This window comes from Pseudacidobacterium ailaaui, assembly GCF_000688455.1.
GTDB lineage: Bacteria > Acidobacteriota > Terriglobia > Terriglobales > Acidobacteriaceae > Pseudacidobacterium > Pseudacidobacterium ailaaui.
On sequence record NZ_JIAL01000001.1, the window covers coordinates 2,560,705 to 2,583,735 of the forward strand.

Sequence of the window (23,031 nt, forward strand, 5' to 3'; positions counted from 1 at the left end):
GCTAGGGGATGGCCTTGATCAGCAGACCTGCTTCACTGGCCACCTTTTCCAGCCTAGATCGGGTAGCAGGTGTGACTGGAATAATAGGCAGCCGGCAATGTTCCTCGATGCGGCCCATCATGGCAAGGATGGCCTTCACCGGAGCAGGATTCGTCTCCCAGAAATTGGCCTGCATCAGGCGATAGTAGGTGCGATTGATGCGGCGCGCTGTGTCCCAGTCACCTTGAAGCGCTGCCTGGACCATCTGCGCCATTTCGCCAGGAATTTCATGAGAAGCAACCGAAACAAGGCCGGCCCCGCCGACTGCGATGACACCGAGGGCCATGTTATCGTCTCCGGCATATACGTGAAAGTGCTGCGGCGTTTGCGTAAGCAGTTCAGTGATCTGAGGCAGATTGCCACTGGATTCTTTGATGCCCACAATGTTCGGAGCATTTTCAATCAGACGCAGAACAGTGGCCGGTTCGAGGTTGGTGCCGGTGCGTCCGGGAATGTTGTAGAGAATGACGGGGAGGGACACGGCATCTGCGATGGCCTTGAAGTGCTGATACTGACCCTCCTGGCCAGGTTTGTTGTAATAAGGGTTTGCCACCAGAATTGCAGAGACGCCAGGGATCTGTGCTGCTGCCTGTGCTTTGCGCACAGCCTCCCGGGTTGCGTTGTGTGTGCATCCTGCCCAGACGGGAACACGGCCCGCCGCCGCATCCGTCACAATATGAATGACCCGCAGCCATTCGCCTTCATCAAGCGTGGGAGTCTCTGCCGTTGTTCCACAGGCCACCAGCCAGTTGATTCCGCTTTCGATTTGCCAGGCGGCAAGTGCTCGCAGTGCCGGTTCGTCAATGGCGCCATCGGCGCGAAACGGAGTCACCAGTGCGGTGCCGCAACCTTTTAAGTCCATCAATCATGAGTTTACACGGGAATGAGATGGGGGATTTTGTGACTTTTACAGTACTCAAAGTCTGGGCGATACCTTGAGAGTATCGCCCATAGTCCTGCGAAGAGAATAACTTCAGAACTGATAACGCAGACTGAACTGCAACTGACGATCGGAGGCATATGTGCTGCCTTTTGTCGTCACCTTTCCAAAGGTACTGCTGGTCGGATTTGTGTCTGGATTGCTTAGGTTGGGATGGTTCGTGAAGTTAAATGCTTCCGCCCGGAAGATGAGCTGATTATTTTCATGAGAAGGAATTACAGGGAATGCTTTCTGCATGGCTATATTCCAGCTCTGGAAACCGGGGCCGTAGATCTGGTTGCGGGTCTCACGGGGAGCAAACGTGCCCGCCGCGGGTTTTTGGAAGATCTGCTTGTTGAACCAATAAGCATTTCTGGAATTATTCGGGGAACTCTGTTTTAGCATCTGTACCGGGCCCGTTCTTACCCAAAGCTGATTGCCAGAGCCCGGACCGACGCCAGCAAAATCGTCTCCCGTGGATACCGATAAGGGAGATCCGCTTTGGAACTGCGATGTTCCGGAAATCTGCCACCTTCCAAACACATTTCGGATGGCCCAGCTAGAAGAGCTGTTGGCAAACGGGATGTTCCAAACATAATTGATGACAACGATGTTCCGGGTGTCATAATCGCTGGGTCCCCAGAATTCCATTGGATCGTAGTAGTTGGGAATATTGTTCCCCGCGTCGGATGTGGAATCCATACTTTTCGACCAGGTATAAGCGATGCCAAACATGAGGCCGTGGGTCACGCGCCGCCGCAGGTCCGCCTGCAAAGCGTGATAGATGGATTTGCCATCATTGGTCTGCTGCTGGATGACCGAATACCCCTGATAGGTACGAAGGACATCCGGCTTGCTGACTGGAGTTCTGATGAGAGTCCCGGGCAGCAGCTGGTTGATGTTTTCCAGGTGCTGAAGGTGAAGACCGCGCCGTCCTACGTATCCAAGCGTGAAGACACCGACTTCAGAAAATTCATGCTCTGCTGTGAGGGTCCACGACCATGCTTCCGGAGAGGGGAAGTGATAGGCGTAGGAAGTCATATTGATGGGATAGTTATTGGTTCCAATGCCGCCGGGATTGTCTACGGAACCAAAGCTGACGGTACCAGAGGGCTGGAACGGTGGATTGCCGCCGAGGTGCACGGTATCGCTTACGCCCAGGCGATCAAAGTAGCGGCCGCCGCCTGCACGGAGTACCGTTCTTGGATCCAAAGAATAGGTGATACCAACGCGCGGCTGGATGTTGGTCCAGACGACGGGGTTATAGCCCCGGTCAAATCCGTGGAAGAGTGTTTTGTAATAGCTGTTATTCAAAATGTTGTCTGGAACGTGGCCCTTGGCCGAGTCAGGAAATCCGCTCCCCGGAATCACAATGCCATCCATCAGATTTGATCCGGAAACAAAACCGGTTGTGGGATTGACTGTGGGTGCTGTAGCCGGGTCGTAAACGGCCGGGGAAAAGAATGTCTGGTTTCCCCACTTCGCATAGTAAGGAAGCATGATGCTATGCCGGACACCGTATTCAATCACCAGATTGGGCGTGGCGCGCCAAGTGTCCTGAGCAAAATACTCGTACATATTGCTCAGATAAATTGTGTAAGAACGAATACCGATTTCGCCATAAGTATCAAACAAGCCAAGGGCAGCGTTGGCGACCGCAGCCTTTGAGGTGGGAGCGCCACCATGCGTATCCGTAAAACGGAACAGACCATTTTGGTTGTTGGTCGCTCCGGGCGTAGTTGAGCTGACGTTAATCTGGTCAAAGTCATTCTGGCTTTCACGTTCATAAAGAAACCCAAACTTCCACGTATGTTTGCCAATGACCTTCGTCAGACTGTCTCCGAAGTCCCAGACCACCCCGCCTGAATGGGACGGATAAGGGCCGCCGTCGAGCGTATCGAAGTTTGCAATGTTAATGGTAGGAATTTTGTTTGGAATTTCCTTGTCTGCTGCTGGGAAGAGATAGGGGTAATTGATGCCGTACTTTGTGCGATCGTACAGTCCCTTGGAAAGGTCATAGCCGATCCGCACGTGGTCTGCACTGCCGGAAACATACGCATCATTCACTGTGGAGGGGTTTATTGTCCATGTGTAGTGGACGACGGCAACCTGGTTTGGCCGGTGCCAGACCTGCGGTGTGCGATTAAAGTTGCCATAGTGAGGAGAAACGCTGTCATAGTTATAGTTCAGTAGCGAAAACCGCAGGTGATGGTTGTCGGCAGGAACATAATCTACAACCAGCGTGTCTTTGCGCTGATCTTCAGGATAAATGGCAGCGTCAATCCAGTTATAGCTAGGATTGCTCACATTGGGTGCCGGATAAGCATTCAGAAGGCCCAGGCCGTTGCTGCTCCGTTCATTTGCAGGAATGAGGTTGTTTGGATAATTCGCGCCTGTATTCGGGTCAACAAGCTGAATGGATTTTCCATAAAAAATATTACTGGGATTCAGGAGTTCGCTGAAATCGCCCTGTCGCATCAGTAGCGTCGGTACTTTACGAGTGACGGTGTCGTCATGGCGATATCGCAAATACTCCTGACCAGCCAAAAAGAAAAGTTTTCTACGGCCCTCATTGAAATGAAGTCCAGGAATGTAAACGGGCCCGCTAAAGTTCCAACCGAACTGATTGAAACGAAAAGCGGAGGGGTGGTTGCGGATGTTCTCCGGGTTCGAGGGAAGCTTGCGGACCCAGGTATTTGCATTAAAAAACGAGTTGCGCAGATATTCAAAAAGTGAACCATGAAACTCGCTGGTACCGCTTCGCGGAACAATGCGGATGAGCCCTCCGGACGCCCGGCCGTATTCAGCGGGATATGCGGCGGTGAGAATCTGCATTTCTGACGTGGAATCCACATCAGCTACGCCGACACTGGTCCCATTGCCGCGACTGCGTACCATGGGCGCTCCGTCCCATATCTGACCGTTCTCACGATAATTTGAGCCATTGATATTGAATGGGTTGTCCAATCCAAAACCAAAAGCTGAAATTGAGTTGCCACGGCGTACACCAGGCTCAAGTTGTGCCAGATAGATCGGGTTGCGTCCGTTGAGTTGGATGGCCTGCACCTGTTGTCTGGTGACTAGCTGGCCTACCGCAGCAGTTTCTGTCTGGACCACATTCGCATTTGCAACCACATTGACCGTGGTAGAGGAACTGCCAATCTTCAGGGCCGCATCCACGCGAAGCCCAATGCTGGGGTCGAGATGGGTATGTTCCTGAACGAAGGTTTGAAAACCCTGGGCCTCGATGTGGATGGTATAGTTCCCCGGTGGCAAGTTAGAAGCTGTGTAAAAACCAGCATCATTGGATATCGCGGTCCGGGACTCTGATGTGGCTTCGTTCCTTATCGTGATGGTTGCATGCGGAACAACGGCCCCTGCTGAATCGGTGATTGTTCCGGAAATGGATGATGAATCAGACTGCGCCAGCATCATTGGAGTCAATCCAAAGAATGCGAGGGCAAGCAGCGTCAGGCGAGTCCGCCAGCGGACAGGCATCGTGGTCCTCCTCGTGGAAAATAAAATCCGGCCATCTTTCGGCCAACATGGAAACGCTACCCTTTTGCCTTTTGCAGGTCTGGAATCGTTTCCAATTTTCCGCCGCAATGTAATGGCTGGCGAAGACAATTGTCAAGAGGTACAGGAAAAAGAAGGCTAAGCCTATGTAAATCTTTCACAAATTTTTCTTTGCCAAAATGCCGTGCTTCTTCCTGAAGAGGCGGGAAACGAAGAATTCCTGATTGCGCTGTAGACGCGAATGCCGTACTCTCATCAACAAAATGAAGATACTTTCTCCTACAGAAGCGGTTGGCCCGGCATTCCGGCGCACCCGCGAAGTAATGGCAAGCCCGTTCCACCTTGGTTTTTTTCTCAAAATTGCCGTTGTCGCGGCTTTAACGCAGCCCGCATTTTATTCCGTTATGGTCTCGTATCCATTGCAGGCTGTGCAGGTTGTCGCTGGCAGTATGGCTGCAAGACACCCGCTCAGGAGCGGTTTTAACGCAGCGTGGCAGCCAGGTATGAGTACGGTTACTGGCGTTGTCCTCCTTGCGGTCCTGCTCCTGCTGGGCCTCTTTTTCTGGGCCGCAGTGGTCTATCTTTTCTGCCGTTTACGCTTTACGCTGTTTGACCTGATTGTTTACAAGCAGGGTAGCATCCGCCGGTCCTGGATCAAATATGGGTCGCAGGCGTGGCGGTATGTTGGGGTGATGCTGCTTGCTTCTCTGGCTTTTTTCCTTGTCGCTGCCATTTCAACCGGCCCGTTTTTTCTGAAAATGCTACGGGCCATGAGGGCCGAGGCGCTGCAGGGTTCCAATCCCAACCCTCTGCCATTGTTGGCCGCGATGCTTCCAGTTTTGGTAGTCCTTTTTTTGCTTGCACTCTGCTGGATGATTGTGGACACCGTCCTGCAGGATTTTGTGCTGCCGCCGATGGCCCTCGAAGACGCCCCGATTGGAGGAGCGTTTCGCAGATTTTTCCTGCTGCTGCAGGAAGGCCCAGCCATGTTTTTGGGATATCTGCTGGTGCGCTTCGTTCTGTCGATTGGCATAAGCTGGGTATTGCTTACTCTGGTAGGCATTGTGCTTCTGGTGGCCGGGGCAGGATGCGGTCTGGTCAGCCTGCTCCTTTATCGCACGATGTGGCATGGTGGGGTGGTGATGCAGTTTGGCTTTGTTCTTATCGTAGCAGTCCTGGCTGTAGTTTTGATTGCACTGTATCTGATGGCGATGGTCTCGATATACGGCACGGTAGGAGTCTTGAAGGAGTCCTATGCGGTGTTCTTCTATGGGTCCCGCTATGCAAGGCTGGGAGACCTGTTGGAACCTCCTGAGAAAGACAGAACGGATGTCCAGACAGTATTTCCTCAGGATCTTTCTGGTTCATTGCCGGAAGCGTCCCCGCCGGACGTAATCTAATCCGCAAAAAAGCACAGGCTGCGCATCTGCGCAGCCTTATGAGAAAGAACAGACCTTATGCGCGAGAATAAGATGCGATGGCGCTTGCCTCATCGTCTTTGATATCAAAGACGGTATACAGCTTGGTAATTTGCAGCAAGTCGTGGACTTTCTTGGTCAGATTCAGGAGCTTCAGCTCACCCCCCTGATTCCGGACAGTGGTGTAGGCGCTTACCAATTCGCCGATCCCCGAACTGTCAATATAGTTCACGTCGGCCAGATTCAACAGGATCTTTTTCTGGCCTTTACCCAGCAAATCACGAATGGCGTCACGCAACTGGACACTGCCTTCGCCAAGGGTAATACGGCCACTGAGATCAAGAATGGTTACACCGTCAACCTGACGGGTGCTCAACTTCATGCTCACGTAAAATTCCTCCTTAAGACTAACTGCCGGTATGGGCGGGCCCCAGATGTTTGATGAGCGTCAGCTCGGTTCCTGGATGCAATTGTTTGAAGTGTACCTCATCCATGAAAGAACGGATAAGAAAGATTCCGCGTCCCGACCCGCGCAGGAGATTTTCTGGTGCCAGGGGGTCAGGGAGCGTGCTGGGGTCCAATCCTTTTCCCTGGTCGGCAATACGGATGACCAAAGAGTCTCCTGTATTTTCAAAAGATGCAGTAATTCTCTTTTCGGGATCGTAGGAATTTCCATGGAGGACAGCGTTGACTGCTGCCTCGCGGACGGCCATGGCAACCCGGAAGACCTCATCTTCCTCCATCCCTGCCTTTTTCGCCATCTGTTCGGCGGTTTGTTCCACCCGGTTCACGCTGTCCAGCGAGGATTCGAGTGTATAAGTGATCCGGCTTGCCTTCGATCCTGTCAAATGGTCTTCCCTGCCATGGTGCCTGGACATCCGCGTATTTACCCCCACGAGCCGAAATCACGCAAGTTGGGGAGTCCGGTGATATTACCTATTGAGGGCAGTTTGCTTGCTTGGAAGAACAATGTCAAGCGGGAGGATAAAATTCCCACAAAAAATAAGCGTTAGAACGGATTTTATTTTGAAGATTCAGACAAGCGTTTGGACACGAACGAAATCTGGATTCGCTGTCAGGGAGGCCCTCGTTTACTGAAAACAAGCGAGCAGCACAAAGATAAAGATCCAGAAAATTCCCATGGTATGCCAGTACCAAGCGGTGCAGTCTACAGCAATCTGGCGCATTTCCACCTTGCGCAGGAAAAACAGAGAGCAAAGAGCAATGGCCAGGGCCAGAATTCCCAGCGCCAAGTGAAGGCCATGCGTTGCGGTGACCAGGTAGAAGAAGTGGCTGTTCTGGCTGGTAGCAAAAAATTGTCCCTGTGAGGCCAGCTGCTGCCATGCCATCCATTGACCGGCCAGAAAAAGGCCGCCCAAAATGGCTGTGCTGATGAGCCAGGGAGCTGCGCGACGAACCGCAGGGCGACCGAGGCCGAGCCACTCCTCCATAATGTCTATTTCATGAAAGAGATGGCGCCGGGCCATCTCCATTGTCAGACTGCTGAGAAGCAGGACAGCGGTATTGATCCAGAGGATGGGAGGAATCGCAAGTGGGTGCCAGTCAGAAACATAGTTGTCGCGGGCATCGAAGTGTCCCGCAGTTTGACGGACGAAGAATGCGCTGACCAGTGTGATAAAGAAAACCAAGTCGCCTGCAAGCGCGAAGAAAAGGCCAAGACGATAGCGGGAGAGTAACTCACGTGGGCCGCGCCGCCCTTGTGGGTGATGATCCCAGTTATCATCGCCCCCTCCGCCACCGGTCGGCCTGCGGTCTACGGGTGGTTTCCCCCCGATTCCAGTGTCTTTCCGATCGATATCCGTAGTGGAACGGGTGAAGGTGGCGGGCATGGCGCAAATCCCTCTGCCAATCAGCTTACTCCTGTTTTTGAGCGATGGAGCATTGCATCACAGGTTTCCATGCATTTCCATCAAAACGGTATTCGTAGGGTGCGTGACTGACCCGGCAAGGGCTTGAGCCGAAAGCGGTCCATTCAAGGGTGGTTGCCTGCCAGGGGTTTACAGAAGCGAGGGAACCGCGGCGTGCGCTCCAGGCCAGGTTGATCAGGAAGAGAAGCTGCGCGCTGGCGAGAAAAAGTGCCGAGTGTGTGATTCCAGTCTGAAGCGGCACGAGCGCTGCCAGAGAGGAGGTACTTCCCGTGAGCTGGGCAAAGTGACGGGGCATTCCGGCGAGTCCGGCAAAGTGCATGGGGAAGAATGTGCCGTAGGCACCAAAGAGCGAGAGCCAGAAGTGCCATTTTCCAAGGCCCTCGTTCATCAGGCGGCCTGTCATCAGAGGAAACCAGTAGTACACGGCCGCGAACAGGGCGAAGACCCCGGCCATGGCCATAATGAGATGAAAATGCGCGACGACGAAGTAAGTGTTGTGCAGATATGCATCCAGGATAGGCTGGGCCAGGATAGGACCGGTCAGTCCTCCGGCAATAAAGAAGGAGAGAAAACCCAGGGTGAAGAGCATCGGTGTGGGCAGGGGATGGATACGGGTTGAGCGTCCCCGAAGCAACATGGCCAGCCAGCCCAGGACTTTTCCGGAGCTGGGGACGGCAATGGCCATCGTGATAAGCCCGAAGGCAGTCCCAGCATAGGGATTCATGCCGCTGACGAACATGTGATGTCCCCAGACCATGAGGCCAAGCGCGCCGATGGCGAGGGTGGTCCCAACCATGAACCGATAGCTTATGGGCGGACGGCGTAGAAAATTTGCCAGAAGGGAAGTCGTGGTCCCCATCGCTGGCAGGATGGCAATGTAGACCTCAGGGTGGCCGAAGAACCAGAAGAGATGCAGCCAGAGCATCGGGGAGCCGCCCGGATGCGGGTGCATACGGTCGTATAGCATTCCGTTAACAACTTCGCCTTTAGGAATGAAGAAGCCAGTGGCGAAGTGGCGGTCGCTGAGCAGGAGCACGACGGCGACAAGAAGAATGCTGAAGGCGAAGAGCATCAGCACCGCAGTTACGAGCCATGACCATGCGGTGAGCGGCAGCCGCATCAACGTCATCCCTGCGCAGCGTTTGGTGATGATGGTGGTAAGCAGGCAGATGGCGTTCAGTACGGATGCAACGCAGAAGATGCCGATGCTGAGGAGCCAGAGGTCCATTCCAGTGGCCTGACCGGGGCCTGCGGCGGCGATTCCGCTGAGAGGGGGGTAGCTGGTCCATCCGGAGATGGGTGCGCCGCCGGGAACCAAGAAGGCAGCGAGCAATACAACGAGTGAAAGTGCCGTGAGCCAGAAAGACAGCGCATTCAGTCCGGGCAAAGCCATGCTGCGGGCGCCAATCTGCGCAGGGAGAATGAGGCTGGCGAATCCGTTGACCGGGGCCGAGGTGAGTACGAAGAAGACCATCAGTGTGCCGTGCATGGTCACCAGCGCAAGATAGCCCTCTGGCGGAACAACGCCGAAGAGAGGCAGCTTCAGTTCCGGCGCAATGATGTGGACCCGCATGAAAACAGAGAGCACGGTGCCCATACTTACCGCGCAAAGGGCGAGCAGGAGGTAGTTCATCCCGATACTGTGGTGGCCAGCGGAGAGGGGGCGATAGCGCTCCATCAGCGTGACTCCTTTGGTAGATGGGCAGCGAGCCATTTTTCATATTCTCTTTCTGGAACCACGCGGAGATGCGCCTGCATGCGGGCGTGGCCCAGTCCGCAGACCTGGGAGCAGAGAATGGGGTAATCTCCCGGAACGGTGGGGGTGAAATGAATGTGCATCTCCATGCCGGGGACGGCGTTCTGTTTGACGCGCATGCCGGGGATGAAAAACCCGTGAATGACGTCAAATGAGCGGATGCCGAGGTCAACTTCTCTTCCAGCAGGCAGGACGAGGGTGCTGGAGACGATGTCGTCTTTGCCCTGCGGATCGGTGGGATCAAGGCCGAGCGGGTTTCCCGCAGGTGCGTTGACCAGATCAGGACGTGTGGCGCCAAAGGCCGCATCCTGCCCGGGATAGCGAAAATACCACTGGAACTGCACACCGGTGACTTCAACCTGAAGGGCCTGTGGGGATGCTCCCTGAAAGCGGTTGGCGGCCCAGAGACGCTGGGCAGCAATGGCCAACCCGGTGTAGAGGATGGTGAGCGCGATGAGCGGGAAGAGTTCGTATTTCCAGAAAAGTATTTTTGCACGGGAGAAGAAATGCAGGTCCTTCAACTCCGTTTTCTCCCGCTCTGGAGAACAAAAGTTTTGTTGGTTCCGGCGAAACAAGCTGTAGGCGAGCAGGACCTGTGACAGTAGAAACAGCAATCCTAACCCCACCAGGTTCAACCACATCAGGTGGTCGGCGACAGGGCCATGTAGAGAGCCATCAGGAGGCATCCACCAGATACGGCTGCCGCTGTAACTCATTACGAGAAAACCTGCGGCCGCACACATATTTTGATTTTCACTCAGACGGGCCGAATTTGCTGCTCGCGTACCAAATTCAGAAATAACTGATGGACCCGTCGGTCAGAAGAGAGCTCCGGGTGAAACGTGGCCGCCAGAAGATGTCCCTGTCGGATGAGGACTGGAAAGCCATCACGCGCAGCAAGCACTTCGACGTCCGGACCCGTCTTAAGGATGCGCGGCGCGCGGATAAAGACCATTTCCAGGGGTCCTCCGGGGAGCTTGGTTTCCAGTGTCTGGATGGAGCTGTCAATCTGGCGACCATAGGCATTGCGCTCGACAGTAGCATCTAAGACGCCAAGGCTCTCCTGCGCAGGGTTGCGGACCTCTCCGGCCAACAGGATACAGCCGGCGCACGTGCCGAAGGTGGGTTTGTGGCCCACGAAGGACTGGAGTGTGTCGAGGAAGCCGTCCCGGGCAAGAAACTTGAGGAATGTTGTGGACTCGCCGCCAGGGATAATGAGGCCGTCGATGTTGGCGAGTTCTGCTGGCTTGCGGATGAAGACCGCATCTGCGCCAACGTCGCGTAGCGCCTGGCCATGGGCGTCGTAATCGCCCTGAATGGCGAGAACGCCGATGAGAGGTGCTTTTTGTCTAGCGATGTCCAGAGTACACCCTCCCCTTGTTCCTAAGGAGTTCGTTTGTTTTGCTTCAGCGCTTGCCTGAACGGCGGGTTCACCAGCCGCGGGTTTGCAGCAGCTGTTCCTGTTCGAGAGCAGTCACCGCCAGGCCTTTCATCGTGCCCGTGACTTGTTCTGAGGCCTCGGCTACGATCTTGGGGTCGTTGTAGTGCGTGGTGGCGATGACAATGGCACGGGCGCGAGAGACGGCCTCGGCGCGCTCTTCCGGGTTGTGTTCCACGTCGAGCGGAGTAGCGCGCTCCTTCATAAAGATTCCTGAGCCAACGAAGACCGATTCGGCACCGAGCTGCATCATCAGGGCCGCGTCCGCTGGAGTGGCAATGCCTCCGGCAGAGAAATTGGGGACGGGCAGTTTGCCGTTCTTCGCCACCATGCGGACCAGTTCGTAGGGCGCGCGAAGCTCTTTAGCGGCAGCATACAGTTCGTCTTCGCCCAAAACCGTCAGGCTGCGGATTTCCTTCATAAGGGTCCGCATGTGTTTGACGGCGTGGACGACGTCCCCCGTGCCGGCTTCGCCTTTGGTGCGGATCATGGCTGCGCCTTCTGCGATGCGGCGAAGGGCCTCGCCGAGGTCGCGTGCGCCGCACACAAACGGTGTGGTGAAGGCGTGCTTGTCGATATGATGTTCCTCATCAGCCGGGGTCAGGACCTCGGACTCGTCAATGAAGTCTACGCCGATTTCCTGCAATACCTGGGCTTCCGCAAAGTGACCAATGCGGGCCTTTGCCATCACGGGAATGGAGACGGCGCTCATGATCTCCTTGATGAGTTTTGGATTCGCCATGCGGGCCACGCCGCCCTCTGCGCGAATCATGGCGGGGACACGTTCCAAAGCCATAACGGAAACAGCGCCAGCTTCCTCAGCGATGCGTGCCTGCTCGACGTTCATGACGTCCATGATGACGCCGCCTTTGAGCATTTCGGCCAGGCCGACTTTTAGGCGAAGAGTGGTGCTGGAAGTTCCATGATTTGTATGTTGTGTCATGTGGTCCCTCATGTAGCGGCGCAGATCTCTGGCACGCGACGAAAAGTTGTTCTGAACCTATTAGTTTAGCAGCTTTAAGAGAGCACAGTTTATGCCCGAGATGGGGTAAGCTTGCTGCGGTCCACTGTGACAAACAGAGCTTTTCCCCGGGCAAGGAGCATACCCGACGCATCGTGAATTTCCGCTTCACAGAAGTTTCTGCGCCCTTGGCATGAGGTGCGCCTTGCCGTCAATGTGAGTGGCTGCTTCAGCGGAACGGGGCGAAAATATTCGACTTCCATCTGGCGCGTCATGGCAATGGTTCCATGAATGCGGTTGGCCTTGCTCATGGCTTCGTCGAGGAGTGTGGCGATGATGCCGCCGTGCGCGTGTCCGGGAGGGCCGGCAAAACGGCGGGCCAGACGTACAAAGCAGACAATCTGCTGCTGTTCATCTACCTGAAAGCGCAGACGTAGACCGGCTTTGTTTCCCATGCCGCAGCCGAAGCAATCGTTCAGGGAGCTATGTGCTAGAGGCAGTAACTTTAGGAATTTCATTCCGTGCGTTCTTTCCGGACAATCATGACAATGACATAGGAAAAGCTAGCTGGGCAAGGAAGGGCCTGTTTCGGTATCCATCATGTTCGTGGCCCGATTCAGGCTGTAGACGAAGGCCGGCGATATAATCAGAGTGAATGATGGCGGAACCTCAAATCGTGGATGCCCTGCAGGAAAAAGAAGTGCCTGCGCGCTCCAAAACCTTCTACCTGGAAACCTTTGGCTGCCAGATGAATGTGCATGACTCGGAAAAGGTCATTGGCACCCTGGTGCAGCAGGGATACCGGCAGGTGGAAACGGAAGAGGATGCGGACCTGATCCTCTATAACACCTGTTCGATTCGCGATAAGGCGGAGCAGAAGGTTTTTCATCGCCTCAACGACTTCAAGAAACTTACCGACCAGGGAAAGCGCTTTGGCGTGCTGGGGTGCGTAGCGCAGCAGGAGGGCGAGCATATCTTTGAGCGTGCTCCGCATGTTTCGCTGGTGGCCGGGTCGGCTTCCTATCGCAAATTGCCGGAAATGCTGGTACGCCTGGAGCTTGGTGACCGGCGCATCACCGGGCTGGACGATCGCCAGACAGAGGAGACATTTGAAACCGAGTTCACGGTCCGGTCCAACCCCCATCGGGGCTATATCACGATTATTGAAGGTTGTGACAAATTTTGTGCGTACTGCGTGGTCCCATTTACGCGCGGCAAAGAGCGGAGCCGGACTTCAAGCTCTGTCCTGGCCGAGGCGCGCCGCATGGCGGATGCAGGTTATACCGAGATCCAGTTACTTGGACAGAATGTAAACTCTTATCGCGATCCGGAAGGAAAGAAGTCTTTTGCGGAGCTGCTGGCGGCCGTGGGCGAGGTCCCAGGCATCCGGCGCGTGCGGTTTACGACTTCGCATCCGCGCGATTTTACGCGAGACATTGTCGAGGCAATGGATGCCGTTCCAACCCTTTGCGACCACGTACATCTTCCGGTCCAAAGCGGGTCATCCCATGTGCTGAAGCTGATGCAGCGAGAATACACGCGCGAATGGTATCTGGAGCGCATCTCATGGATCAAGGCGGCAAAGCGCCAGATCAGCATGACGACAGACATCATTGTCGGCTTTCCCGGAGAGACCCCGGAAGACTTTGAGCAGACGATTACTCTTTTGCATGAAGTGCAGTATGACGGTGTGTTTGCGTTCAAGTACTCTCCGCGTCCCAATACTCCGGCGCTTTCGATGCCAGACTCAATTCCGGACGAGGTGAAATCACAGCGATTGCAGATTTTGCTCGACCGTCAGCGCGAGATACAACGCGTAAACTATAGCAAACATATAGGACATGTTCTTGAAGTGATGGTTGAAGGTTATAACCAGACCCGGGGACAGGTAATCGGGCGTACGTCACAGAACAAAACGTTGAACTTTACATCCAGCCAACCGATCCTTCCTGCGGCCGGCAGCTATGTGCAGGTAAAAGTGACAAAAAGTTTTCCGAATAGTTTGCTGGGAGAAGCAGTAGCGTAAAGGGGGGTGCCAGATGGAAATTGAGATGAAAATCCGTGGCCTGATGGTGGATCCCTCGACGAACGCTCCCATTGTGATTTTGAAGGATGTTCAGGGAGATACTGTGCTTCCCATCTGGGTGGGTCTGTATGAAGCCAATGCCATTGCCCTGGAGGTAGAGAAGGCAACCACGCCGCGCCCCATGACCCACGATCTGCTGAAGAATGTCATGCAGGGGCTGAATGCGACCCTACAGCGTGTAGTAGTCACGGAACTTAAAGATGACACCTTTTATGCCGTGCTCTGGCTCGAACAAGATGGAGAGACGGTAACGATTGATTGCCGCCCTTCGGACGCAATTGCATTAGCACTGCGCGCCGACTGCCCCATCTATGTGAATGAAGAAGTACTGCGTGTGGCGAAGGTCATTCCCAATCCTGCCGATCAGGCAACGCAGGAAGAACTGCGACGTTGGCTGGAAAACCTGAATGATGAAGACCTTGGCCGCTACAAGATGTAGGCAACAGCTTCTTCCTGCCGGCAGGATCACCGCCTTCTCTGCCTTTTAGGATCCCATGAGTTTACGCCGCATCGGAAAGCTGTTTGCAGCCAATAATTTGGGACAGATCATTACGGTCCTCACACAGCTTCTGCTGCCGCCAGCCTTTCTGCATGCGTTTGGTGAAAGCCTTTATGGACAGTGGCTGGCCCTGAGTGCGGCCATTTCTTACCTGATTACTTTTAATTATGGTCTGCAAACCTACACCAATATGCAGATGACCATCCACTACAACCGTGGTGAGCTGCAGGAGACAAGGGAGGTCCAGTCGGCTGGATTAAGGATTTTGCTGACGGCAATGCTGCTGTTCAGTTTGTTACTGTTGATTGTTTTCTTTCTGCCTTTGGATCGTTGGCTACGCCTGACGCTGCCGCTGAGAGAGGCGCAATGGACGGTCTATATCTTAGGTTGTGAAGTAGTTGCCAATATGTTCTTAAGTTTTTTTGGCAACAGCTATATGGTGATTGGCATTCCGCACCGCGGGCAGAATTTCGGAAATCTTTTCCAGTTTCTGGTGTTACTGCTGCAAGTCCCGCTGGTGATGAAGCATGCCTCTTTCCCAGCCATTGCGGGAGCGCAACTGGCCATCACATTACTGGGTGCTCTCTGGTTGATTGTCGATTTCAGCCGTCTCGCTCCCGATTTGCGCCCAACGCTGCGCTATTGGAAAAAGGGGTCCCTGGGGAGCACCCTGAGGCCCTGCGGGCAATACACATTGCTGTATTCCTCAAATGTACTGGTATACCAACTACCAGCAATTCTGATGCAGAGATTGCTGGGTCCGGCTGCCGTAGTCGTTTTCAGTGTCACTAGGACCATTTATTCCATGAGCAGAAGGGTCCTCAATTTGCTGACATACTCAATTGGGCCGGAAATCACCATCAATTTTGGTCAGAGAAACTGGCAGAAGCTGCAAAAGCTATATGAGTTTTCTGAACGCATCATTCTGCTGTTGATACCTCCTCTGACACTCGGGTCATGGTTAGCGACCCCGCTATTACTCCAAATATGGCTTCATAAGGGGGCCCTTTACCAGCCGCTCTTTTGTATGCTGTTAGGACTTACGGTTTCCATTCAGAGCATCAAAGAACACAAATATCAATTCCAGTTTTCCACCAACCATGTAAAGGAAATCTCCTATCTGGCAATTACAGCATACTCAACCATGCTTCTGATTGCGGTTCCCATGATTCGCTGGATACAGCTGGACGGGTTTACGATAACCTGGCTGCTGTTTGAAACCGTGCAATTGCTCTATTTACTGCATCTGAATGCAAGGCTATTTGGCAGGCAAGCGCAACTGGATCGGGCGCCGGTTTATCACCTTTTCGGCATTATGCTGGCCGGATGCGCTGTTTTCTTCTGGCCGGCCTATCATATTGCCCAATTCACGTATCCGCTGCAGGGATTGATTGCAGTAGCCGGGTTTCTCGTTACATTTGTGGTTTCCTATCGGTTTTTCAAGGTTGATGAAGTACGCGCGCTCTTATGGGGAAAGTTCAGCAAAGCTTTCCCATTACAGGATGCAAACGGATAAAACTCCATCCAGACGAATGCCTGGCAGTTTCTAGATCCTAGTCTTGTAACAATCCACCACGATGGTACCTGCCAGCAGCATAGCGGGTCTCGTAAGCTTCAACAGCGGCTGCCTTTTCGATGAGGTCGGGGTCCCAGGTCTGGCCCAGTCCGCGCGCCTGAGGAAACTGCGTAGTTGGGATGACCGGCTTACCGCGGCCTTCCCATCCGCCGGGACCGCCCAGTGCCAGACCATGCAATCCTTCGACGTGTTCTGTTCCCACTACTCCGAGACGCGGCACGCTTGGGTCTGTACTGAGCGCACTGATTTTTTCATCGAGAGTCATGCGTGAGAGCAGATCAGAAATGCGGACTTCTACAGGCAGTGCTGGATTCCGGAATGGGTAGCTCTGGGCCGGTAGAGAAGCGGCAGAGCACAACAAAGCGAAGAAATAGAGTCGACGGTAAGGCATGGCAGTATCGCGATAACTAAAACGCTTTATTCCTCCAGAATTCTTTAATAAATTTCTGCTGAATGTCAAAAATTGCATTTTGTTTTGTTTCCTAGGAGACAGGTCCGGTTTTGTGCCGGGTCAAGAAATCGGGCCAAAACGTCATGTCTTTTCTTTGTGGGGTGAGCACACTGGATGCAAACAGCTTTTTATCTTCCGGGATTCTGCCTCTACAATCGTTCTTGATGACTGAATATCGTGATGCACTCCTGAAGCTGCTGGCCCGTTTCTCTTTCAAATTGGGTGAGTTTAAACTCTCTTCTGGCGGAACGAGCGACTATTACATTGATTGCCGTTTGACTACGCTCCACGCAGAAGGCGGAAGGCTCACGGGACTGGCTCTGCTGGAGCTGCTGCAGGAGCGCAGGGTGCACCCGGCGGCCGTAGGAGGTCTGACACTAGGGGCCGATCCAATCGTTTCGAATGTAGCATCGGCCAGCGCCTGGTACGCGCAGCAACATCCTGGATCACCGCTGATTCATGGGTTTCTGGTGCGCAAAGCTGAAAAGACGCACGGCACAGGACGGAGGATTGAGGGGTTCCTGCAAAAGGATGCCCCCGTGCTGATCGTAGATGATGTTTGCACGACAGGCGCCTCCACAATTACGGCAATCGAAGCCGCACGCGAGGCTGGGCTGAGAGTGATTGCGGTGGCCTGCCTGGTTGAGCGTGAAGAGGCAGGCGGCCGCTCCGCAGTGGAGCAGGCGGCGCAGGATGCTCCTTTCTTCTCCTTATTTACTGCAAAAGACGTGCGCGCGGCCCATCTTCGGCAGTTGGGGCGGTGAGGATGCGCTACAAGTAAAATTTTTCTAATCCTGCTGTCCTGTTTCCGGTCAGCCGCTTGCAAATTCAAGCGGCATGACAACAGACTCTACATCTGCTGAAAATGCAAGCTCTGCTGCCGGGGCTGCCCCCGAGGAGGCCCAGGTCCATGCTGCCCTTACATCCGTCGAGGGTGAAACAGCGCTGGGTGTAGGCGCAATGGTGGAGTTGGCCGGAAAACTTCCTTTACAACTGGACCTCCGGGTGCCGGTGCCATCTTTTCGCGTACAAAACCTCCTGTCTTTGGAAAAAGGGAAGATCGTTGAAACCGCGTGGCCCCACACGGAAGACCTTCCACTTTGGTGCGGAGATGTGCAACTGGTCTGGTCTGAATTTGAGGTCGTAGACCAAAAGCTTGCCGTTCGCGTGACGAGGCTGGCCTGAGCTGTGGTGGGAGTCATGAAAGCTATGACGACAAAAGAAACTCCACTCGCAGGAAAGGGCCTTTCGCTGCGGCGAATCTTTGCTTTGCTGGCGCAGTTTTTCATCCAGAAGAGGGCAGGGGAAAATGGGGTCCTGCGAATCGAGGAGCGGCTTTCTCTTGGTCCGAAAAAGATGCTTTTTCTGATTGATTGCGGTGGAAGAAAGTTTCTTCTAGCTGCTGGGGCAGAGACGATTCATTCCATTACAGAAGTGAAGGCGGAGGACGAGCAGAGGAGGAGCAGATCGCGATGAGTACGGTTCTGCTTTTATTTGTGAAGCTCCCATCGCTGCTTCCTTTGCCTGGCCAACCCCAGCATCTGGCAAACAATAATGGGGTCCCCTGGACGATTGTCTTTGGGCTGACACTACTGACTTTATTGCCGGCGATCCTGCTTTCTATGACGCCGATGGTGCGGCTGCTGGTGGTGTTTCATTTTCTGCGCCAAGCACTCGGCACACAGACGGCACCAAGCAATCAAGTATTGATGGGGCTGGGGCTGATGATGACATGGTTTCTGATGCAGCCCGTGTTGAACGCAGTTGATCACCAGGCCGTGGAGCCCTTCCGTCAGGGACAGATTTCCGGAATGGAAGCGATACAGCGAGGGGTAGAACCTCCCAAGCAGTTCATGCTGAAATATGCACGCGAAAAGGACCTGGCTTTGTTTGCCTCCGCCGCGCTCGCCGAACGCCCAAAGGACCCGAACAGTTTGCCTCTGCGGGTGATCGTACCCGCCTACATGCTTTCTGAACTCAAAGCTGGTTTTGTAATCGGTGCCGTATTGTTCCTGCCTTTTTTGCTGGTGGACTTGGTTGTGGCTTCCATAACTACGTCAATAGGAATGTTTCAATTGCCGCCGGTCGTTGTTTCCACGCCGCTCAAGATTTTGCTCTTTGTGATGGTCGATGGATGGAACCTGCTGGCCGGTTCTTTGCTGAGGAGTTTCTGATGGGACCGGACCAGGTAGTGGATCTTATGCGGCATTTGTTGAAAGAGGCCCTGATTGTCAGTGCGCCGGTGCTCGTGTTGGCTTCGATCACCAGCTTTTGTATCAGCCTGTTTCAAACACTGACTTCGCTTCAGGACCAGACCCTCAGTACAGTTCCGCGAATTGTGATTGTGGCAGTGGCGCTGCTGGCAGGACTGCCGTGGTTCCTTCGTCGGCTGGTTTTTTATACGGTTGCACTTCTGGGCGATCTTCATCGCTATATCAGCTGAGATATGGAAGAACTATTTACGCGTGGAAGTCAAGACTGGGAGCATTTTCTTGCTGCCATGGTGCTGGCGATGGTCCGCTTAAGCGGAGTCGTCGCTGTGGCCCCGTTCTTCTCTTCGCAGGTCATTCCTCGGCAGGCAAAGGCCCTCTTCGTGATTGTTGTTGCGGCACTGCTGGCCCCAGCCATCGCCTCCTTGCCCAGTGCGCACGCGGTATTAGGAGTGATGCCCGTTGCTGGGGAGCTATGTGTTGGGCTGCTATTTGGTTTTTGTCTGGGACTTTGGAGCGAAATTCTTCTTTTTGCCGGTCAGGTGCTGGGGGGGCAGTTCAGTTTTTCCCTGGTGAATCTGCTGGATCCGAATTCCCGGATTGAAACGCCACTGATGTCCCAGATGCTTTCTCTATTTGGAGTCATGGTCCTGCTGACGGCCGGCATGGACCGCACGCTGCTGGCTGCTGTGATGCGGAGTTATGTCGCGGTCCCTTTGGGAGCGGCCTTGATCGGCGGAAGAACAATGCTGGCCGTCGTGCCGATGATGGGCGGAGTTTTTTTTGCTTCACTTCAGCTGGCGGCACCGGTACTCGCCGCGACCATGCTGGTGGAAGTGGCCGTGGCGTTGATCGGAAAGATGTCGCCGCAGCTTCCGGTGATGGCCATTACCGTTCCGGCAAAAACGATGATGGGATATCTGCTGCTACTGGGGTCCCTGGCCCTATGGCCGCATATGCTGGAGGCGCATTTTGTCCGATTTCTGGACCTCGCTGAAAGAATCCTGCGGGAAGGGGCCCTGCAAACATGAGCAGCGAACGCACAGAAAAGGCCACTCCGCGGCGTCGGCAAAAAGCGCGTCAGCAAGGCGACCTGGTTTTGAGCCGGGAGGCAACAACAGCCTGTGCCATGCTGGCAGGAGTGGTTGCATTGGGAATAGCAGCGCCCCACTGGGTTTCTCTATGGTCTGGAACCATGACTCAGATGCTTGCTTCGGCCATGCCCAGGGTTTGGGAAAGGGAAGGCGGAATGCGGCAGGCGTTTGCCTTGCGACATCTTCTCGCTATTTCTCTCTCTCCTTTGCTTTTGCTGTTTGGTGCTTCCGCCACAGGAGCACTGGTGGCTGGTGTGGCGCAAAGCGGCGGTCTGCGCTTCCATGCACAGTCATTGCAGCCAAAATTCTCTCGGCTCAATCCAGGAACAAGCCTGCGGCAGATCTTTTCGTTTCAAGGCGGGGCGCGGTTGCTGAAGTCGCTTCTGCCCGCGGCCCTGCTTGTAGTTCTGGTCGTCAAGCAGGTGCAAAAGCAGATGAGTCTTCCGCCGATGAGTGTTGAGCATCTTACCCGCGTGTTCTCCTCCACCTACACACTGCTTTTTGATTCGGCTGGCATCCTGGCGGGCTGGTCGGCGCTGGATTATCTGGTGCAATGGCGGAGCTGGGAGAGCAGGCTGCGCATGAGTAAACAAGAGATGCGCGAGGAAGTAAAAGAGAGTGAAGGCAGTCCACAGGTGCGCTCCCGGATACGCGGGCTTCAGCGGCAGTTTCGCCGGCGCAAGCTGAGGGGAGACATTCAAAAAGCAACAGTGGTGATTACAAATCCGACACATTATGCCATTGCGCTGAGTTTTGACTTTGAAACGATGGAAGCCCCCAGGGTGCTTGCCAAAGGGAGGAACCTGCTGGCTGAGCAAATCAAATCCGAGGCGCGCTGGGCCGGGGTCCCAATTGTTGAGAACCCGCCACTGGCGCGTTCGCTGTATCGCTCGGTTGAAGAAGGGCAGTCCATTCCGGTGGACCTGTATGCTGCCGTGGCTGCGATTCTGGCATGGCTTTATCGGAAACAGGTCGAAGAAAGAATCCAACAAGAGCGGGCAGCCGCCCAGCAGATCAAGGAGAAAACAAAATGATGAGTGCGTCGGCAGCGGTCCCGGCGGCTGGAAAATCTTCGCGGGTACAGGGGAGGATGGCACGTCTGGCAGGCGCGGGAAAAGACCTGTGGCTGCCCGTTGCGGCCATCAGCATTCTCTTTGTCATGCTGGTTCCGGTGCCTGCAGCGGTGCTGGACCTTCTGTTGGCCTGCTCGTTTTCCGCCTCTGTGCTGGTCTTTCTTTCCGCAGTCCAGTTGCGGAGGGCCGTCGACTTTTCCGTCTTTCCCAGCCTGCTTCTGCTGCTTACACTCTTCCGTCTGTCCCTGAATATTGCCTCCAGTCGTCGCATTCTATTGCACGGAAATGAGGGCACTGCTGCGGCAGGCAATGTGATTGAGGCTTTTGGCCAGTTCGTTGTGGGCGGCAACTATGTAGTCGGATTTGTGCTGTTTCTTGCTTTGATCGCGATTCAGTTTCTGGTAGTAAGTCACGGCGCTGTGCGTACAGCAGAGGTCACGGCGCGCTTTACGCTCGATGCTCTTCCTGGCAAGCAGATGGCCATCGATGCAGATCTGAACGCAGGACTGATTGATGAGACCGCAGCAAGGAAACGCCGTCAGGCCATAGCACAGGAGGCAGAGTTTTATGGGGCCATGGATGGTGCAGCGCGCTTTAATCAGCGCGATGCCTTGGCAACGATTCTGATTACTGCCATCAATATTGTCGCCGGACTTCTGATCGGAGTCTTTCAGCAGGGCGTTGCGTTAGCTGAGGCGGCCCGTACCTATACAGTGCTGACCGTAGGCGACGGATTGGTCACGCTGATTCCATCCCTGTTGGTTTCTGTGGCTGGCGGAATGGTGCTGACCCGCGCCAATACCACCTCCGGACTGACGGTGGATCTGGGAACACAACTGCTGAGAAAAGGAACGACGCTTTACATTGCCAGCGGTGTATTGGGGCTATTGGGACTGGTGCCGGGATTGCCGAAGCTGGCATTTTTATTGCCCGCCATCGTACTTGGATATGCGGGATGGCGCACGGGAAAGAGCCATCTGCCGGAGATGGCCGCCGAGCCGGAGCAGAAGCAGAAGGGCGGCGGCCAAACAGAGAACTTCGCTCCACTGCTCAGAATGGATGACCTGAGCATGGAGATTGGCTTCCAGTTGATTTCACTCGTGGATGAAAAACATGGAGGGTCCATGCTGACCCGCATCCGTGCCTTGCGAAAGCAACTTGCATCCGAGTTGGGCTTTGTGGTGCCTGCAATTCATATCTCGGACAATTTGCGTTTGCGGCCGCGTGAGTATGTATTTTTCCTGCGCGGGATGGAGCTTGGCCGCTGGCAGATAGAAACGAATGCCCTGCTTGCGGTACAGACCGGACCTGTTACGCAATCGGTCCCAGGTAAGGAAACGATTGAGCCGGCTTTTCATTCTCCCGCGCGCTGGATCGCTTCTTCCTTGGAGAGCCAGGCCATTGCCGCAGGTTATTCGGTGGTCGACGGAGTAACGGCCATGACGACGCACGTGGCAGAAATGGTCCGACAACATGCTCATGAATTGCTGGGACGCGCAGAAACCAAGCGTCTGTTGGATGCACTGAATGAATCGCACCCAAAGCTGGTTGAAGAACTGGTGCCGAAGGTGCTGACCCTGGGTGAGGTACAGAAGGTGTTGCAGCAGTTGTTGCGCGAACAGGTCTCCATTCGCGACTTAGGCACCATTCTTGAGGTCCTGCTGGAAGCCGCGCAGACGAACAAGAGTTTCCCTCATCTGGTGGAGGTTGTACGTCAGGCGATGGGAAGAAGGATTGTGCAGCCGCTGCTAGAAGAAGATGGAACGTTAGGTGTATGGCAGATTGATCCTGGACTGGAAGAGGAGATGATGGCGGCCTTTTCCAGAGAAACAGGCGCATTGCTGCTGGCCGACGGGCGTCCGCGCGGGGTGGGATGGTTCCGACGGTTCGTAGATTCTGTGAAACAGCTAATCGCAGAATCGCCTGCTGTGGCAACTCCCGTGCTTTTATGTTCGAGTCCGGCGCGCTTTTATCTGCGCCGCTGGTTGGAGCCGATCTTACCGAGGGTTACAGTTGTTTCGCCCTTAGAGGTCCCTCCGGATGTGCGCGTGCGGTCTTTGGGGACGGTGCGCTGAAGAATGGATGAGCTGGGATGCGGAATCTGGG

Annotated in this window: 23 protein-coding genes; 12 read left to right on the forward strand and 11 right to left on the reverse strand. The window is 54.6% G+C overall.

Going from position 1 to position 23,031, the window contains the following annotated elements; all coding sequences use genetic code 11:
• Position 1: 1 nt before the first annotated feature.
• The gene (dapA, locus tag N655_RS0111375; RefSeq protein ID WP_026443095.1) at positions 2-901 is read right to left on the reverse strand and encodes a 4-hydroxy-tetrahydrodipicolinate synthase; all 900 of its coding nucleotides are present in this window, start codon (positions 899-901) and stop codon (positions 2-4) included.
• Between the two features lie 111 nt (positions 902-1,012).
• Positions 1,013-4,456, reverse strand: a complete 3,444-nt coding sequence (locus N655_RS0111380; RefSeq protein WP_069955825.1) for a carboxypeptidase-like regulatory domain-containing protein — start codon at positions 4,454-4,456, stop codon at positions 1,013-1,015.
• 281 nt (positions 4,457-4,737) lie between these two features.
• Here N655_RS0111380 and N655_RS0111390 point away from each other — a divergent pair, with 281 nt between their 5' ends.
• The gene (locus N655_RS0111390; protein ID WP_026443097.1) at positions 4,738-5,874 is read left to right on the forward strand and encodes a DUF7544 domain-containing protein; all 1,137 of its coding nucleotides are present in this window, start codon (positions 4,738-4,740) and stop codon (positions 5,872-5,874) included.
• A gap of 55 nt (positions 5,875-5,929) precedes the next feature.
• Here N655_RS0111390 and N655_RS0111395 read toward each other — a convergent pair whose 3' ends face one another.
• The 8 genes from N655_RS0111395 to N655_RS0111430 form a co-directional block, all read right to left on the reverse strand.
• A complete protein-coding gene (locus tag N655_RS0111395) occupies positions 5,930-6,280 on the reverse strand; it encodes an STAS domain-containing protein (protein WP_026443098.1) in 351 nt (116 codons plus the stop codon).
• A gap of 19 nt (positions 6,281-6,299) precedes the next feature.
• Entirely contained in the window at positions 6,300-6,740 is a 441-nt protein-coding gene (locus N655_RS18550; protein ID WP_044934523.1) for an ATP-binding protein, read from the reverse strand.
• A 243-nt stretch (positions 6,741-6,983) separates the two neighbouring features.
• Complete coding sequence (locus tag N655_RS0111405; protein WP_026443099.1) at positions 6,984-7,742, reverse strand: cytochrome c oxidase subunit 3; 759 nt, start codon at positions 7,740-7,742, stop codon at positions 6,984-6,986.
• Between the two features lie 25 nt (positions 7,743-7,767).
• Positions 7,768-9,495, reverse strand: coding sequence for a cytochrome c oxidase subunit I (locus N655_RS0111410; RefSeq protein WP_238324692.1), 1,728 nt, complete (start codon positions 9,493-9,495; stop codon positions 7,768-7,770).
• Positions 9,459-10,280: a cytochrome c oxidase subunit II gene (locus N655_RS0111415; protein WP_238324693.1), complete on the reverse strand. Its 822-nt coding sequence runs from the start codon at positions 10,278-10,280 to the stop codon at positions 9,459-9,461. Before N655_RS0111415 ends, N655_RS0111410 begins: the two co-directional genes overlap by 37 nt.
• Before the next feature lie 14 nt (positions 10,281-10,294).
• The gene (gene pdxT, locus N655_RS0111420; protein ID WP_490327959.1) at positions 10,295-11,011 is read right to left on the reverse strand and encodes a pyridoxal 5'-phosphate synthase glutaminase subunit PdxT; all 717 of its coding nucleotides are present in this window, start codon (positions 11,009-11,011) and stop codon (positions 10,295-10,297) included.
• On the reverse strand, positions 10,968-11,918 hold the full coding sequence (pdxS, locus tag N655_RS0111425; RefSeq protein WP_026443103.1) for a pyridoxal 5'-phosphate synthase lyase subunit PdxS: 951 nt from the start codon (positions 11,916-11,918) through the stop codon (positions 10,968-10,970). Before pdxS ends, pdxT begins: the two co-directional genes overlap by 44 nt.
• Positions 11,919-12,007: 89 nt before the next feature.
• Positions 12,008-12,454, reverse strand: a complete 447-nt coding sequence (locus N655_RS0111430) for a PaaI family thioesterase (RefSeq protein WP_044934526.1) — start codon at positions 12,452-12,454, stop codon at positions 12,008-12,010.
• Positions 12,455-12,591: 137 nt separating this feature from the next.
• Here N655_RS0111430 and miaB point away from each other — a divergent pair, with 137 nt between their 5' ends.
• The 3 genes from miaB to N655_RS0111445 are packed head-to-tail and all read left to right on the forward strand — an operon-like array spanning position 12,592 to position 16,037.
• On the forward strand, positions 12,592-13,962 hold the full coding sequence (gene miaB, locus N655_RS0111435; RefSeq protein WP_238324694.1) for a tRNA (N6-isopentenyl adenosine(37)-C2)-methylthiotransferase MiaB: 1,371 nt from the start codon (positions 12,592-12,594) through the stop codon (positions 13,960-13,962).
• Between the two features lie 13 nt (positions 13,963-13,975).
• Positions 13,976-14,461 (forward strand): bifunctional nuclease family protein, encoded by a 486-nt coding sequence (locus tag N655_RS0111440; RefSeq protein ID WP_026443106.1) that lies wholly within the window; start codon positions 13,976-13,978, stop codon positions 14,459-14,461.
• 55 nt (positions 14,462-14,516) lie between these two features.
• A complete protein-coding gene (locus N655_RS0111445) occupies positions 14,517-16,037 on the forward strand; it encodes a lipopolysaccharide biosynthesis protein (protein WP_026443107.1) in 1,521 nt (506 codons plus the stop codon).
• Positions 16,038-16,074: 37 nt separating this feature from the next.
• On the opposite strand, the gene N655_RS0111450 is transcribed toward N655_RS0111445, so the two are convergent.
• A complete protein-coding gene (locus N655_RS0111450) occupies positions 16,075-16,488 on the reverse strand; it encodes a hypothetical protein (protein WP_026443108.1) in 414 nt (137 codons plus the stop codon).
• Positions 16,489-16,712: 224 nt separating this feature from the next.
• On the opposite strand from N655_RS0111450, the gene pyrE reads away from it, so the two are divergent.
• The 8 genes from pyrE (at position 16,713) to flhA (ending at position 23,000) form a co-directional block, all read left to right on the forward strand.
• Positions 16,713-17,312 (forward strand): orotate phosphoribosyltransferase, encoded by a 600-nt coding sequence (gene pyrE, locus N655_RS0111455; RefSeq protein WP_044935793.1) that lies wholly within the window; start codon positions 16,713-16,715, stop codon positions 17,310-17,312.
• 73 nt (positions 17,313-17,385) lie between these two features.
• Positions 17,386-17,733, forward strand: coding sequence for a FliM/FliN family flagellar motor switch protein (locus N655_RS0111460; protein ID WP_026443110.1), 348 nt, complete (start codon positions 17,386-17,388; stop codon positions 17,731-17,733).
• Between the two features lie 24 nt (positions 17,734-17,757).
• The gene (locus N655_RS0111465; RefSeq protein ID WP_026443111.1) at positions 17,758-18,024 is read left to right on the forward strand and encodes a flagellar biosynthetic protein FliO; all 267 of its coding nucleotides are present in this window, start codon (positions 17,758-17,760) and stop codon (positions 18,022-18,024) included.
• Positions 18,021-18,722: a flagellar type III secretion system pore protein FliP gene (fliP, locus tag N655_RS0111470; RefSeq protein ID WP_026443112.1), complete on the forward strand. Its 702-nt coding sequence runs from the start codon at positions 18,021-18,023 to the stop codon at positions 18,720-18,722. Before N655_RS0111465 ends, fliP begins: the two co-directional genes overlap by 4 nt.
• Positions 18,722-18,991 carry a flagellar biosynthetic protein FliQ gene (locus N655_RS0111475; RefSeq protein ID WP_026443113.1) on the forward strand — a complete coding sequence of 90 codons (270 nt, stop codon included), beginning with the start codon at positions 18,722-18,724 and terminating at the stop codon, positions 18,989-18,991. Before fliP ends, N655_RS0111475 begins: the two co-directional genes overlap by 1 nt.
• Positions 18,992-18,994: 3 nt before the next feature.
• Positions 18,995-19,789 carry a flagellar biosynthetic protein FliR gene (locus N655_RS0111480; protein ID WP_026443114.1) on the forward strand — a complete coding sequence of 265 codons (795 nt, stop codon included), beginning with the start codon at positions 18,995-18,997 and terminating at the stop codon, positions 19,787-19,789.
• Entirely contained in the window at positions 19,786-20,886 is a 1,101-nt protein-coding gene (locus N655_RS18555; protein ID WP_044934529.1) for an EscU/YscU/HrcU family type III secretion system export apparatus switch protein, read from the forward strand. Before N655_RS0111480 ends, N655_RS18555 begins: the two co-directional genes overlap by 4 nt.
• Positions 20,886-23,000 carry a flagellar biosynthesis protein FlhA gene (gene flhA, locus N655_RS0111490; protein WP_026443115.1) on the forward strand — a complete coding sequence of 705 codons (2,115 nt, stop codon included), beginning with the start codon at positions 20,886-20,888 and terminating at the stop codon, positions 22,998-23,000. Before N655_RS18555 ends, flhA begins: the two co-directional genes overlap by 1 nt.
• Positions 23,001-23,031 lie beyond the last annotated feature (31 nt).